This window comes from Nonomuraea sp. NPDC049378 (genome assembly GCF_055586745.1).
The window spans coordinates 200,461-214,666 of sequence record NZ_JBVJHP010000003.1; the positions used below are offsets into that span (position 1 = coordinate 200,461).

13 protein-coding genes are annotated in these 14,206 nt (G+C 70.8%); 3 read left to right on the top strand and 10 right to left on the bottom strand.

What is annotated here, in order from left to right; translation table 11 throughout:
* Positions 1 to 14 precede the first annotated feature (14 nt).
* The 7 genes from ACZ6SA_RS08660 to eccD form a co-directional block, all read right to left on the bottom strand.
* Complete coding sequence (locus tag ACZ6SA_RS08660) at positions 15 to 488, bottom strand: hypothetical protein (protein ID WP_465827251.1); 474 nt, start codon at positions 486 to 488, stop codon at positions 15 to 17.
* Between the two features lie 10 nt (positions 489 to 498).
* Positions 499 to 1,710: a WXG100 family type VII secretion target gene (locus ACZ6SA_RS08665; protein ID WP_465827252.1), complete on the bottom strand. Its 1,212-nt coding sequence runs from the start codon at positions 1,708 to 1,710 to the stop codon at positions 499 to 501.
* Between the two features lie 5 nt (positions 1,711 to 1,715).
* On the bottom strand, positions 1,716 to 2,123 hold the full coding sequence (locus ACZ6SA_RS08670; protein ID WP_465827253.1) for a hypothetical protein: 408 nt from the start codon (positions 2,121 to 2,123) through the stop codon (positions 1,716 to 1,718).
* A 65-nt stretch (positions 2,124 to 2,188) separates the two neighbouring features.
* Positions 2,189 to 2,503, bottom strand: a complete 315-nt coding sequence (locus tag ACZ6SA_RS08675; RefSeq protein ID WP_347646702.1) for a WXG100 family type VII secretion target — start codon at positions 2,501 to 2,503, stop codon at positions 2,189 to 2,191.
* A gap of 4 nt (positions 2,504 to 2,507) precedes the next feature.
* Positions 2,508 to 2,834, bottom strand: coding sequence for a WXG100 family type VII secretion target (locus ACZ6SA_RS08680; protein ID WP_465827255.1), 327 nt, complete (start codon positions 2,832 to 2,834; stop codon positions 2,508 to 2,510).
* A gap of 110 nt (positions 2,835 to 2,944) precedes the next feature.
* Positions 2,945 to 3,388: a YbaB/EbfC family nucleoid-associated protein gene (locus ACZ6SA_RS08685; protein WP_465827257.1), complete on the bottom strand. Its 444-nt coding sequence runs from the start codon at positions 3,386 to 3,388 to the stop codon at positions 2,945 to 2,947.
* Between the two features lie 65 nt (positions 3,389 to 3,453).
* A complete protein-coding gene (gene eccD, locus ACZ6SA_RS08690) occupies positions 3,454 to 4,890 on the bottom strand; it encodes a type VII secretion integral membrane protein EccD (protein ID WP_465827259.1) in 1,437 nt (478 codons plus the stop codon).
* Between the two features lie 103 nt (positions 4,891 to 4,993).
* Here eccD and eccCa point away from each other — a divergent pair, with 103 nt between their 5' ends.
* The 3 genes from eccCa to ACZ6SA_RS08705 are packed head-to-tail and all read left to right on the top strand — an operon-like array spanning position 4,994 to position 10,339.
* On the top strand, positions 4,994 to 8,980 hold the full coding sequence (gene eccCa, locus ACZ6SA_RS08695; RefSeq protein WP_465827261.1) for a type VII secretion protein EccCa: 3,987 nt from the start codon (positions 4,994 to 4,996) through the stop codon (positions 8,978 to 8,980).
* 1 nt (position 8,981) lies between these two features.
* Positions 8,982 to 9,266 (top strand): hypothetical protein, encoded by a 285-nt coding sequence (locus tag ACZ6SA_RS08700; protein WP_347646697.1) that lies wholly within the window; start codon positions 8,982 to 8,984, stop codon positions 9,264 to 9,266.
* Complete coding sequence (locus ACZ6SA_RS08705; RefSeq protein WP_347646696.1) at positions 9,263 to 10,339, top strand: transglycosylase SLT domain-containing protein; 1,077 nt, start codon at positions 9,263 to 9,265, stop codon at positions 10,337 to 10,339. The genes ACZ6SA_RS08700 and ACZ6SA_RS08705 overlap by 4 nt, the downstream gene beginning before the upstream one ends.
* Positions 10,340 to 10,381: 42 nt before the next feature.
* On the opposite strand, the gene ACZ6SA_RS08710 is transcribed toward ACZ6SA_RS08705, so the two are convergent.
* The 3 genes from ACZ6SA_RS08710 to ACZ6SA_RS08720 form a co-directional block, all read right to left on the bottom strand.
* Positions 10,382 to 12,529, bottom strand: a complete 2,148-nt coding sequence (locus ACZ6SA_RS08710; RefSeq protein WP_465827263.1) for a serine/threonine protein kinase — start codon at positions 12,527 to 12,529, stop codon at positions 10,382 to 10,384.
* A 95-nt stretch (positions 12,530 to 12,624) separates the two neighbouring features.
* Positions 12,625 to 13,770 (bottom strand): type VII secretion-associated serine protease mycosin, encoded by a 1,146-nt coding sequence (mycP, locus tag ACZ6SA_RS08715; protein ID WP_347646694.1) that lies wholly within the window; start codon positions 13,768 to 13,770, stop codon positions 12,625 to 12,627.
* A 163-nt stretch (positions 13,771 to 13,933) separates the two neighbouring features.
* Positions 13,934 to 14,206, bottom strand: a complete 273-nt coding sequence (locus ACZ6SA_RS08720; RefSeq protein ID WP_165960088.1) for a WXG100 family type VII secretion target — start codon at positions 14,204 to 14,206, stop codon at positions 13,934 to 13,936.

A 14,206-nucleotide genomic window follows, 5' to 3' on the forward strand; every position in this document is an offset into this window, starting at 1 on the left:
TTCGCGTTTTCCTATCAGACGTGCCGCTGCGTGGCAGCCTCTTCAGTCGCGGACTCGGCTCTCTCCGACGTCGCGGCTGTCTCCATCAGCCCCTCGTCGAAGGCCGCCTCCGCGCTGGCGACCAGTTGCGCGTAGAGGCCGCTGCTGTTGGCGCCCGGCTCCCCGACCAACGTGCTGTAGGCCATCTGTGCCGAGAAACCGTACTGCATGGCCGCCGGCCACTGGCCCATCTGGTGCTCGCTGACCGCGCAGTATCGCTGAAGGTCGGCCAAGGAGCCGGCCCCCGCGGGAAGTTCCGGGTGGAAAGCCGGACCTCCCACCTCCTGCGCGTGCTCCGTCACCGCGATGCCGGAGAAGTCTTTGATCTTCTTGAGCAGCTCGTTCATTTCCCCGGCGATGCGCCGTACCTCGGTACGGTTGGTGTAGGGGTCTTCCGTCTCGTCCTTGTCCGACGCACCGGGCCAGTCCGGATCGCGTTCGAGTACCATCCCGTCTCCTTCAGGTTCCGATCACCGGCGAGGTCGATCGCTCATCCGGATGCCACATGTCGCGGTCCTCGGTCAGGTAGGTCGAGCGCTCCTGGTCCTGCGACTGCTCGCCGCCCGCCATGCCTCCCATCGGGAGGAACGGCATGCCCATGCCGCCCACCCCCGGCCGCGCCGACACGGCGCCCGGGGTGCCCGCTTGTGTGTACGAGCCGCCGCCGCCGATCACCGCCGGCGTGCCCGGAGGCTGGGAGCCGACGGGCTGCTGGGTCACCGGCGTGTGGGCGGTGGGGGGATTATGCACGGGCGCGTTGGCCGACTCGGTGCTGCCGGGATCCCTCGTGTCGCCAGGCGTGTCGGTGGCGTTGTTGTCGATCACGGCAGGCGCGGTGCCGTCGCCGGGGTTCTGCTCCGTCGGCGACTGGCCGTTCTGATCGCCGGTGGAGCCGGTCTGGTCGCCGGGGGACGCCGGGGACTCCGCCGCCGGGTCGTCGCCCGTGCCGCCGTCCGAACCGGTGTCCGAACCGGTGTCCCTGCCGCTGTCCGAACCGTTGTCGGAGCCGGGTCCGCTCCCCGGGGTGCCGGTGCCGCTGTGCGAGCCGGTGCCGCCGAACGGACTCGAACCGGTCGAGCCGCCCGACGAACCCGAGCCGCCGTTCCAGTAGTCGCCCTGCCGGTAGGTCGCCTGCGTGTCGAGCGGCATGCGCCGTGTGCCGCCGGTGTCTCCGGCCGGGGAGACCTCCGGCAGGTCGACGCTCACGGTCTGCGGGAGCTTGTTCTCGTACAGGCTGATGATGCGGCGGTTGAGCTTCTCCAGCGCCAGCCGGGCGGGGCCGTCGTCGCCCTGGTCGCCGGAGGCGTCCTTGCGCGCCTCCTCGATGGCCTGCGGCAGGTAGTCGCGCCCGTAGAGGGTGAGGGCCTCGGACATGTCCTGCATGGCCGTCGCCAGCCGGCTGCCGCTGGCCTGGAGCTTGCGCAAAGCCTGCTGCGTCTTCGCGGCGCTGCCGGACCTCCATGCGCCGTTGAGCGCGGTGCCGACGTCGGGGATCGCGTCGGCCACCGACCTGATGGTCTCGGCCACCTTGCCGTACGTCATGCCCCTGTCGTGGACTTCCAGCGGCGAGGTGTTCTCCAGCCAGGCGAGGATCTGCTCGCGTTTCGCGGCGATGCAGACTTCCGCCGGCCTGACGGACGGATGGCGGACTTCGACGCTCCGCTCTGCCACTCAGCTCACTCTCCAGCGTCAGCCTGCGGGGGGTTGGTTCTCTCGTAGACGTCGGCGCTCTCCCTGATCGCCTGGATGACCTCCTGGCAGCACTCCACGTACGCCTCGTAGAGAGAGGCGAGGCCGTACCCGCGCCCCATGAAGTACGGGCCGTAGGTGCTCGTGTCAGGGACGATGCTGCTCACGCTCGCCGCGAACGCGCTTGCCGCGGGCCAGCTGCCGATGTGGCTCTCGTCGAGCGAGAAATACCGGGTGAGAGACTCGACGGAGCCTGTCACGCCCTCCCTCGTGCCTCCCGGACCCTGTGTGGCGGCCAGGGCGCCCTCGAGGTCGTCGGCGACGGCCCGCATCTTGCTCACGTTGTAGTAGAGCTCGTCGTCGGTGTCGTCGAGCCCCGGCCACGACTCGCCCATGTGCCCCCCTTCACATGATCCGGCCACCGCGTGCGGTGGCCGGGGGAATTATGTGGTCTCAGGTTTCAGCCGTCGTACCAGATGGACTTGTTACGGGCCTCCGCGGCCCGGTAGTTCTCGTTGGCGATCTGGACGGCACGCTGCAGCTCGTCCAGCTGCAGCCGCATCTGAGCCTCGGCCTGATTCCACTTCTGCTCGTGCTGCCTGAAGAACTCCTCGGCACCACCTTCCCAGTGGCCGGCCAGTTCGGTCCTCAGCTTGGCCAGAAGCTCTTCGGTGGCTCTCTCGAAGGAACCCAGGATCTTGACGAAGTCACCCTGGGCGAGATCCATCTGCCCGAAGTTGACCTTGGTGAAGTCGAGCTCGGCGCCCATCTTCATCCCCCTACTTGATGTCGACGTTGATCAGGGACTCGACACGGCCGACACCGGCCTGCACGTCCTGGTCGGTGGCGCTGTAGACGACCGAGTTGACGCCCATCTTGTCGGCGATGCCCTCGAGGTCGGTCCGCACCGCCCGCATGGACGCGTCCCAGTTGGTCATGGCGATCCTGAACTTCGCCGCCGCCGGTCCCAGCCAGCCGGTGCTGAGCAGACCGTTGGCGGTCGTCTCGGTAGCCGTACGCAGACCCTCGATGTACTGTGCCGTGTCGACGACGTGTCCGGACGCCTTCGAGATCTGGCCAGGGCTCGCGCCGTAGAAGTCAACCACTGACACCTCCAGGTATTTCGGCTTTAGCACTCATACAAGCACCAAAAGCCACTGTGTTAACAGATGTCCCAAAAAGAACATGTAACAGATCCGCAACCTTTGCCGTCAAGCTAGAGGTCGAGTTCGCGGCGGATGCGAGCCAGCTCGCCCATGACGTTCTCGAAAGCCCGATCGAAACTGGCCTCGGCGCGCCTCGTCTCCTTCAGCATCGCGACCGGATTCTCGATCATGCGCATCGGGTTGACCTGGTCGCCGTAGAGCTCGGTCATGAACTCGTCGATCTGGCGCTGCAGGTCCTCGATGGCGTCCTGCAGGACGGCCTTGATCCGCTCCGACAGCTCGCCCGAGCTCAGGCGCATCGCCTTCGGGCGGATGTCGAGCGTACGCAGCCCGTCGTGCGCGTACTCCACCACCACCAGGCCGTCGTCGTCCTCGCCCCGGCCGACCAGCCGGCCCATCGACTTCTGCACCTGTTCCGACTTGCTGACCTGGTCCTCCAGGCTGTGCAGGAGCTTGTCGATGTCGATGTTGCCGAAGTCCCCGAAATCCGTCACAGGCGTCATCCTGCCTCATACGCACCAATTGCGGCATGCAGATCCGCACAAACCGTGCGCCGATCTCAGCCCGCCAGGCCGCGTATCCACGTATAGACGTCGAGGACGCCGAGCGCCAGCGGCACCAGCGACACGATGAACAGCCAGTCCACGATGTCGCCCGCGCGGCCCCAGAAGGGCGAGAGCCGCCCGTTGGGCAACCACACGCCCATGCCGACCACGATCATCGCGGTCCACAGCAGCGCGAGCACCACGGCCACCGCGGCCACCCCGCCGATGACCACGCCGATCTCGACCGCGACGGCCGCGATCCCGGCGAAACCCGTGAGCATCAGCCAGAGCCGCTGGCCGACGCCCTGGAACACGCGCGCCCGCAGGAGCTGCGTCAGCGCCAGGCACACGGACATGGCCACGGCGATCCACCGGCCCTCCATGACCAGCAGCGCGTGCGCGCCCGCCCCGACCAGCGTGATCCCGACGACCATGCCGGTCGCGTACCGCCGCGCCGCTCCCGTGCGCTCCAGCACGGAGGCGCTGTCGAGGTTCTGGTTGTCGCTGCGCAGTTCCTCGGCGTTGGTGGGCATCGCCGGCAGCGGCACCCGGGCGATCCTGAAGGAGAGCACGGGGATCAACGGGCTGAACGCCATCACCACGGCCGCGCAGGCCGCGGCGACCCCGGCGGCGGGCGCGCCCGTCACCATCACCACGGCCGAGCCCACGGCGCCCACCATGGAGGCGATGGCCGTACCGAGGAAGCCGGCCACGCCGTCGGCGACGGCGGTGCCGGCGATCGTGGCGACTAGCGCGGTGCAGGCGAGCGCGCCGAGTATCTGGGGCGAACCGAGCGCCGGCATCCCCCCGCCCGCCGAGGGGGCGAGCAGCCCGGCCAGGAACGCGTACGGCAACGCGGCGTAACCGACGAGCGCGCCGGCCCCGGAGTCGCCGACCGCCCTCGACACGGCCACGCCCACCCCGACGAGCAGCAGCGCCAGCGCGCCCGCCACGATCGCGGTGAGCAGCGGGTTCAGCCCGCCGAACGCCAGCGCCGCCGCCCCCGCGGCGAGCAGCCCGCAGGCGGCACCGCCGCCCATCATGCGCGTGTGGGCGCCGTCCCACTTGCCCTTGCCCTCGCGCACTCCGGTGGCCACCACGTCGGCGACGTCGTCGAAGCGCGCGGGCGGCAGCGCCACCTCGCGCGGCCGCAGGTAGAGGATCTCCCCGTCGAGCACGCCCAGCTGGCCGAGGCTCCGCCCGAGGTCGAAGGGCGCGCCGCCCAGCCGCTGCAGCGTCCAGCCCGGTCCGGAGACGGCTTCGCCCCCCAGCTCTCCCATGGCCCGCAGGAGTCCCGGCAGGACGTGCGGCAGCGGGATGTCGGCGGGCAGCGCCAGGTCGGCCCTCTTGCGCGGCCCGACCACGGTGACGTGGCACAACGGAGGCAGTGGAGCGGGCATCTGGTGCAGACCGCCCTGTTGCGCGAACGGGATTTCCGCCAGAGATGTCACAACACCAACATATCCAGCCTGAGTTAACTCCGACCCCAACTCGGACGTTTGTCACATCTGGTAAGAAGGGACATCCGGAGCAGCAGAAGGGCCTGTACCAAGGGTGAGCATCGTCGTCGTCCGGCGCCCTGAGCGCCGCCCAAGCCCGAAGCCTCCGCGTGGCGAGATCCTGCTGGAGCCGCCGCCGGAGATTCCCGAGGTCCAGTCGCAAGGCATGATGGCCGTGCTGACCTGGCTGCCGATGGTGGCCGGCGCGGCGGCGATGGGCCTGATGTTCACCGCGGGCGGCACCCGTGCCAACCCCATCATGTACGTCGCCAGCGGCCTGTTCGCCTTCTCCATGGTCGGCATGACGATCGGGCAGATGGGCCGCCAGGCGGGCGAGCGCAAGAACCGCCTCAACGGCGCCCGCCGCGACTATTTCCGCTACCTCGCCCAGATCCGCAAGAAGGTGCGCAGGGCCGCCATCCAGCAGCGCGAGGCCCTCGAATGGAGCGGGCCGGCCCCCGACACGCTCTGGTGGACCGCCATGGGCCCCCGGCTGTGGGAGCGCCGCCCCCGAGACGACGACTTCAGCACCGTACGCCTGGGCACCGGCATCCAGAAGCTCGCCGTCCAGCTCATCCCGCCGGACTCCAAACCGGTCGAGGACCTGGACGCGCTGACCGCCGGGGCCCTGCGCAGGTTCATCCGCACGCATTCGACGGTCTCGCAGCTGCCCGTGGCCGTGGCGCTGCACTCGTTCGCCAGGATCAAGCTCGACGGCGACCTCCCGATGGTCCGCGACCTGGTCAGGGCGATGGTGGCGCAGATGGTGGTGTTCCACTCACCGGACGACATGCGGATCATGGTGTGCGCGAGCAGCCAGTGGATGAGCCACTGGGAGTGGGTCAAGTGGCTCCCGCACGCGCTGCACCCCGACGAGACCGACGGCGCGGGCCAGGTCAGGCTCATGGCCGAGAACCTGGCCCAGCTCGACCAGCTGGTGGGCGGCGAGCTGAAGGAGCGGGCCAGGTTCCGGCCCGGGGCCCCGTCGGACGCGCTGCCGTACCACGTGCTCATCCTGGACGGCGGGCACGTGCCGCAGGACTCGCAGCTCGGCGCGGACGCCATCGACGGCGTCACCGTCATCGACCTGTCCGACTCGGCCGGCGTGGTCGAGGAGCGCAGCACGTTGCGGTTGCGGATCAACCATGAGGGCTTCCACATGGTCAAGATCGACCATGCGGGCAAGGAGAGCACCAACCGGCTCGGCGACCCCGACGCGCTCGACTATCTGAGGGTTGAAGGGCTGGCCCGCCAGCTGGCCCCGCTGCGGGCCTCCACCGCCGGCGGCGGCGAGGCGCAGGACGTGCTGGCGACCAACACGACGCTGACCGACCTGCTGGGCGTCGGCGACCCCACCACGCTCGACCCCGCGCACAGCTGGCGGCCGCGCGCCGGCAGGAACCGGCTGCGCGTCCCGATCGGGCTCGGCGCCGACGGGCGGCTGGTCGAACTGGACATCAAGGAGTCGGCACAGGGCGGCATGGGCCCGCACGGCCTGGTCATCGGCGCGACCGGCTCCGGCAAGTCCGAGCTGCTGCGCACGCTGGTGCTCGGCCTGGCCGTCACGCACTCCTCGGAGATCCTCAACTTCGTGCTCGTCGACTTCAAGGGCGGCGCGACCTTCCTCGGCCTCGACGGCCTCTCGCACGTCTCCGCGGTCATCACCAACCTGGAGGACGAGCTGCCGCTCGTCGACCGCATGCACGACGCGCTCCACGGTGAGATGGTCCGCAGGCAGGAGCTGCTGCGCGCGGCCGGCAACTACGCCTCCTTGCGCGACTACGAACGCGCCCGCGAGCAGGGCGCCAACCTGCAGCCGATGCCCACGCTCTTCGTGGTCCTCGACGAGTTCAGCGAGCTGCTGACGGCCAAGCCCGAGTTCATCGACCTGTTCGTGATGATCGGCCGGCTGGGCCGGTCGCTGGGCGTGCACCTGCTGCTGGCCTCGCAGCGGCTGGAGGAGGGACGCCTGCGCGGGCTCGACACGCACCTGTCGTACCGGATCGGCCTGCGAACGTTCTCCGCCATGGAGAGCCGGGTGGTGCTGGGGGTGGCCGACGCCTACGAGCTGCCGTCGGCGCCGGGCAACGGCTACCTGAAGTTCGACACGACCGGGATGACGCGGTTCAAGGCCGCGTACGTGTCCGGCGCGTACCAGGCCGACCGCCGGCAGGTGGCCTCGCCCGACGGCACGATCCCCATCAGGGAGGTCGTCGAGTACAGCACCGAGTTCGTGCCCGTCCCCCTCGTCGACGAGCCGGAGGAGACCGAGCCCGCCCCCGAGGAGGACAACTCCTCGCAGGAGACCCTGCTCGACATCGTCGTGGACCGCCTGGCCGGGCACGGTCCTCCCGCACACCGCATCTGGCTGCCGCCGCTGGACGAGCCGCCCACGCTCGCGCACCTGCTGCCGCCGCTGTCGATCACTCCCGAGCTGGGGCTGACGACGCCCGGCTGGCCGGGCCGGGGCCGGTTGCAGGCCGTGGTGGGGATCATCGACCGGCCGTTCGAGCAGCGGCGGGACCCGTACTGGCTGGATCTGTCCGGCGCAGCGGGGCACGTGGGCGTGGCCGGCGGGCCGCAGAGCGGCAAGAGCACGGCGCTGCGCACGCTGATCGCCAGCATGGCCCTCACGCACACGCCCGCCGAGGTGCAGTTCTACTGCCTCGACTTCGGCGGCGGCGCCCTGGCGACGCTGGAGGGGCTGCCGCACGTCGGCGGCGTGGCCAGCAGGCTCGACGGCGAGCGGGTGCGGCGTACGGTGGCCGAGATCGTGTCGGTGCTGCAGCAGCGGGAGCGGGAGTTCACCGCGAACGGCATCGACTCCATGGCGACCTACCGCAGGCGGCTGGCCGAGGGCTCCGTGCAGCCCGACGGCTGGGGCGACATCTTCCTCGTGGTGGACGGCTGGCTGACGATCAGGCAGGACTTCGAGGCGCTCGAGCCCATGATCACCGACCTGGCGGCGCGCGGCCTGGGCTACGGCATCCACGTGATCGCCGGGACCAACAAGTGGTCGGAGTTCCGGCCCGGCATCCGCGACCTGTTCGGCACCCGGATCGAGCTGAAGCTGGGCGACGCGTACGAGTCCGAGATCAACAGGAAGAAGTCGCTGGCCGTTCCCGAGGGCGTGCCGGGACGCGGGCTGACCAGGGACGGGCTGCACTTCCTCGGCGCGCTGCCGCGGATCGACGGCGTGCAGGACGCCGAGGACGTCGCCTCCGGGGTGGAGGGCCTGGTCCGCGCGGTCAGGGAGTCCTGGCACGGCCAGCCCGCGAGGCGGGTCAGGCTGCTTCCCTCGATGTTGCCCGCCGCGTCGCTGCCCGGGGTCGAGGAGACCGGCAAGAACCGCATCGCCATCGGCGTCGACGAGGCCACGCTCTCCCCCGTGCTGCTCGACTTCGAGGCCGACCCGCACTTCGCCGTCGTGGGCGACACCGAGAGCGGCAAGTCGAACCTGCTGAAACTGATCGCCGAGAACGTCGTGGCCAGGAACACGCCGCGCGAGGCCATGCTGCTCGTGATCGACTACCGCAGGTCGCTGCTCGACACCGCCGTCAGCGAGAACCGCATCGGCTACGCCGCCTCCGCCTCGGCCGCGAAGGAGCTGATCGACGACGCCCGCAACGCGCTGCTCAAGCGGCTGCCGCCGGCGAACCTGACGCCCGAGCAGCTGCGGGCGCGCGACTGGTGGAAGGGCTCCGACCTCTACATCGTGGTCGACGACTACGAGCTGGTGGCCACGTCGAGCAACCCGCTGGCGCCGCTCGCCGAGCTGCTGCCGCAGGCCCGCGACATCGGCCTGCACCTGATCCTCGCGCGGGCGATGGGCGGCCTCGGCCGGGCCATGTTCGACCCCATCATCCAGCGGATCAAGGACCTGGCCAGCCCCGCGGTGGTGCTTTCCGGCAGCAAGGACGAGGGGTTCCTGTTCGGCAACGTCCGGGCGCAGCCGCAGCCGCCAGGACGTGGCCTGTTCGTGGACAGACGGCTGGGCGCGCGGCTGACGCAGACGGCGATCTGGCCACCGGCGGAGGACTGACATGGCAGGGCTGGACATCCATTTCGACGCTCTCGACGACTGCCGCACGTCGGCCAGGACGGTCGCGGGCAAGTTCCTCGACCTGGCGGAGAGCTACCCGCACGACCGGCCGGACTCGACGATCTTCGGCCGGTTGGGCGACTCGTCGGCGCTGGCGGACGCCGTGCGCGACGTGGAGCTGGCCGCCGACAGCGAGTTCGGCAAGGCCAGGAGCCTGGTGAGTGGCGTCGAGCGGGCGCTCGACCTGGTTCAGGACAACGTACGGAGAGCGAACAACCCCGGATGAGTGCCCCCGAAGGAATCCGCGACCTGCCCAACGGAAGCCGGCTGGCGAACATGGCCGACCAGGTGAGCGGCGACCCGGAGTCGATCCGCGGCATCGCCAGGCGCTGGCGCTCGGCCGCCGGCAAGGTGCTCGGCAACACGGGCTCGCTCGGGGCCGCCGTGGCCACGGTCGACCTGGCCTGGGAGGGCGGCTCGGCGGACGCGTTCGTGACCTACATGCGCGACTACGGCAAGGCGGGGCAGGACCTGAACGACGCGCTGGTCGACTGCGCGTCGTCGCTGGACAACGCCGCCAACGTGCTGGAGTCGTCCAAGCGCAGGGTGAACGGCATCTGCGACCGGCTGCTGACGCGCGCGAACACGTACCGGGACAACCACCCGGACGCCGAGCAGGCGGACCTCGACCGGGAGATCGGCGCGATGGTCACCGAGGCGATCGAGGACGCGCGCACGCCGGTGCGCGAGGCCAAGGAGGCGGTCACCGGGGCCAAGGACGACATCGCCAGGTATCTGGGCGACCGCACGAACACGTTCGCGAAGATCAAGGCGGCAGGGGAGCAGGAGTTCACGCCCGGGCCGGGACACGAACTCGACTGGCAGCGCACCGAGAGCTATACGGCGCAGAGCGCCAACGGCGGGCCCGGCGGCAGCCCCATGACACCCGGCGGGTACGGCCCCAGCGGCCTGCCTCCCGCGGGCGGCGGCCCGGCTCCGACGGGCCGGGTCAAGGAGTGGATCGAGCAGGCCATCGCGATCCTGCGCGAGCACGGCTATCCGGTCGACAAGATGAACCCCAACGACATCTATATGATCATCCAGCACGAGTCGGGCGGCAACCCGAACGCGATCAACCTGTGGGACTCCAACGCCGCCGCAGGCATCCCGTCGAAGGGCCTGATGCAGACCATCGACCCGACCTTCGACTCCCACTCGCTGCCCGGGCACAAGGACATCTACAACCCGGTGGACAACATCATCGCGGGCGTGCGCTACGCGATCGAGCAGTACGGCTCGGTGTCCGCGGTCCCGGGGGTCGTCGGGGTGAAGACCGGCGACGGCTACCGCGGCTACTGAGATCCGGCCGCCCGCGCGTGCGGGCGGCCGGATCACCAGCCGCTAGCCGCAGTTGGCCCAGTCCGCGCTGGTGCTTCCCTGGGAGGTGCTACCGGAGTAGCGCACGCACTTGCCCTTGGCGGAGAGCTTGACCGGGCCCGCGTAATACTCGAAGTTGCCCGAGTCGGTCTTGCTGCTGCCGCCCTTCACCTCCAGCGTGGCGCTGACCTTCGTGGCCTTGCCGACGTCGGCGCCGGACTTGAGGGTGACCACGCAGTTCTGCCCGGCGCTGTTGCTCCACAGCTGGTACGTCGTGCCGCCCTCGAACGAGCTGCTGCGCTGCACCACGAACCCGCTGCCGCACACCTGGGTGGCGCTGTAGGGGTTCTTCTTGGGCGCCGGCTTGGCGCTCGACTTCGTGGGCTTCGGCTGCTCCGGAGCCTTGGTGGTCGGGGCCTTCGTCGGGGTCGGCTCCGGTTCCCGCGTGGGTTCCTTGGTGGGTTCCTTGGTGGGTTCCTTGGTCGGCGTCGGCTTCTTCGTCGGGGTCTGGCTGGGGGTCGGCGTGGGCGTGCGGCTCGGCTCGACGGTCCTGGTCACGGTCGCCGTCGGCTTGGGCGTCTTCTTGGGCGTGGTGGCCGTCGGCGCGGCGGTCGTCGGGGCGGCGGTCGTCGTGACCGTGGGGATGGGCACCGGCTGCGTGGTGACCTGCGGCGGCGTCGGCACGCTGGTGAGCACGGGCACCTCCGGCGACGCCGTCGTGGCATCGGTCGGGAGGGTCATCGGGCCCACCCCGTTCTCGTCAGGGCTCGGCGTCGCGGTGGCCCAGGGCGCGGTCACCTCGGCCTGCGGCTGGGTGGGCACGACGCCCACGGACCCCGCGGACCTCGACACCTCGCCCGGCGCCGGCTCGTCGCTCGCCGCGGCGATCGGGGAGAACGAGACGTTGTTGGAGTAGTGGCTCGCGCCCCACAGGCCGAGACCCGAGAGCAGCACGACGGCGGTCACGCTGGCCACCAGGCCGATGGGGAACGGCCTGCGCTGCTGGTTGCCTGCCTGACGGGGCACGGTGGGCGGCTGCCAGGTCTGCTGCGCGTCCTGCGCCGGGGGCTGCTGGCCGGGGGGCGGGCCCCACGCGGGCGGCGCGGGCGGCGGTACCTGGCCCTGCGGGGAGCCGTGCTCCATGTGGCCGGGCTGCGCGGGACCCTGCAGCGGGGCGGGGCCCATCGGTCCCTGCTGCATCGCGCCCGGCGGTACGGGGCCGTGCTGGACCGGGCCCATGCCGGGAGGCGGCACCGGGCCGAGGTTCATCGGTGGCGGCGGAGGCGTGGGGCCGCCCATGGGGCCTCGCACGCCCTCGATCGACAGCTGGATGGGCTGGATCGCGGGCGGCTCCTGGGCCGGCGGGCTGTCAACGGGCGCGGGCGGCGGCACCGGGACACCGTCGATCGGCGGCGCGGGCATGGGCGCGTTGGCGTCCCCGAGCAGGCGCAGCATGGCGGTGGACGTGGTCGGCCTGGCCCCGGGGTCCTTGGTCAGCGCGGCGAGCACCACCTGCCGCAGCGGCTCGGGCAGGTCGCCGACCTCGGGGGCGCCGTTCAGCACGGCCTGGGCATCGTGGCCGAACGGCGCGGCGCCGGTCGCGGCGAACACCACGGTCGCGGCCCAGGCGAACACGTCGGCGTACGGGCCGTACTGCAGCCCGTTGATCTGCTCGGGCGCGCGGTAGCCGATCTCGCCGGCGGGGTCGCCGATCTCGATGTCGGTGACGCGCAGCGCCTCGCCGGTGAGGATCACGTTGGACGGGGTGAGGCCGCGGTGCGCGAACCCGGCGAGGTGGACGGCGGTCAGCGCGGTCAGCATGCCCACCGCGACCCGTTCCAGCGCGTCGCCGGTCAGCGGGCCGTCCTCGGCGACGGTGTCGGCCAGCGAGCGGCCCTCGACGTGCGCGCGGACGACGTACAGCCGGCCCTCGTGGACACCCGCGTCGATGGTGCGGGCGATGTTCGAGTTGGAGACCCGCGTGACCCGTTTGAGCCTGGCGACGAAGTCGGGATCGGCGGCCGGGTCGACGGCCAGCGTCTTGACGGCCACCTGGTCGGAGTCGTCCGACTCCCGTCCCAGGTGGACGACGCCGCGGGGGCCCGTGCCGACCTGCCCCACGATCTCGTGGGAGCCGATGCGCTCAGGCTGAGGCGAGTCCTTCTCCGCCATGACCGTCCTTCCGGGAATGCGTCATGAACGAGGGACATTTAACCAAATAGGCACCAGCAGCATCAGTAGTTTCGGTCACACCCTGACAACAGTGGTCAATCCACACCGGCCCGCGACCCCGGCCGCCAGCCGCGCCGGCGTCCCATGGGCACCAGCACGTAGAAGGCGATCACGACGCCCGACAACATCAGGCCGCCGGCGGCCACCGCCGTCGCCACCTCCATGGCCCGCTGGTCGGGCGGCACGGCCTTGCTCACCACCGAGGCCGGCAGCGGCGACGGCACCGGCGGCGCGACCGCCACCTCCTCCGACGGCAGCACCATGGTCACCGCCAGCAGCGGGTTGACCATGCCGACGCCGGTGCCCTTGCCCGCGGCTCCGTCCGCGGTCAGCATGACCCGCCGCCGGACCCGGAGCTGGTCGAGGTGAGGATGGCGGGCGCGGACGAGCGCGGCGACCCCCGTCACGTACGGCGCCGCGTAGCTCGTGCCGTCCAGCTTGCTCTGGTAGCCACCGCCCGTCCACGTCGAGCTGACGTCCTGGCCGGGGCCGAGCACGTCGACCGCGTTGGGGTTGGAGAACTCCGACCGCCCGCCGTTCTGCGTGGCCGAGCCCACCGCCAGCACGCCGTCGTAGGCGGCCGGATAGGAGGGAGCGGGCGTGCCGTCGTCCTTCCTGGTGTTGCCCGCGGCGGCGACGATCACGACGTCCTTGCCGAGCGCGTAGTCGACGGCCGCCTTCAACTCGGGCGCGTCCTGCGTCTCGATGGAGATGTTGATGACGTCGGCGTTCTCGTCGGCGGCCGTCGTGATGGCCTTGACCAGCGTGGCGAGTTCACCGTTCGTCTCGTCGGACTGCTTGAACGACAGCAGCCGCACCCCGGGGGCCACGCCGTAGAAGGGGACGTCGGGCCGGGGCTGGCCGGCGATGATGCCCGCGACCGCCGTGCCGTGGCCGACGCAGTCGCGGTGGTCGGCCTTGGCGCTGGTCAGGTCGGCCTTGCCCGCCAGGCGGATCTGCGGGTGGCGCTCGTCGACGCCGCTGTCGATGACGGCCACGGTGACGCCCTGGCCCATGGTCAGCGGCCACACCCGTTTGACGTCGAGGCGCCGCTGGGCCCAGCTCTCCGCGATGGCGGGGCTGGCCTTCGGCGGGGCGCACTTCTCCGGCGCCTGGGCGAGCGCCGGCACCGCCGACAGGTGCAGGGCGAGCACGCTCGCCACCAGGGCGCGACCAATCATGGGCAAAAAGCGTAGCCTGCCCGTTTCAGGGGCCTATGCGAACCGGCATAGCGGTACGGAAGTTTTTTTTCAGGGGCCGGCACCCATCACGCCAAGGGCCCCCTGAAATCCGGGCGCTCGACGGAAGAAGCCCCGGCACCCTCGCCAGGGCCCCTGCCGGTGATCATTTCGTGGCGGATTCGATGTTCTGGCGGTAGGTGCCGATGACCCGCGAAGCCTCCTGAAGCTCCTCGGTCATGCGCTGGAACGCCGTGCGGTAGTTCTGCCACGCCTGCTGGAAACGCTGGGCGCCCGGCCCCGTCCACGCGGTGCCGACCTTGGCGGCCTCGCGGTCGAGCGCGGTCATCGTGGTGCGGACCGCCTCGGACTGCTGGGTGAACTGGGTGGACATCTGCTGCATTTCCGCGGGGTCGCCGCCGAGCATGCTCTGACTCAT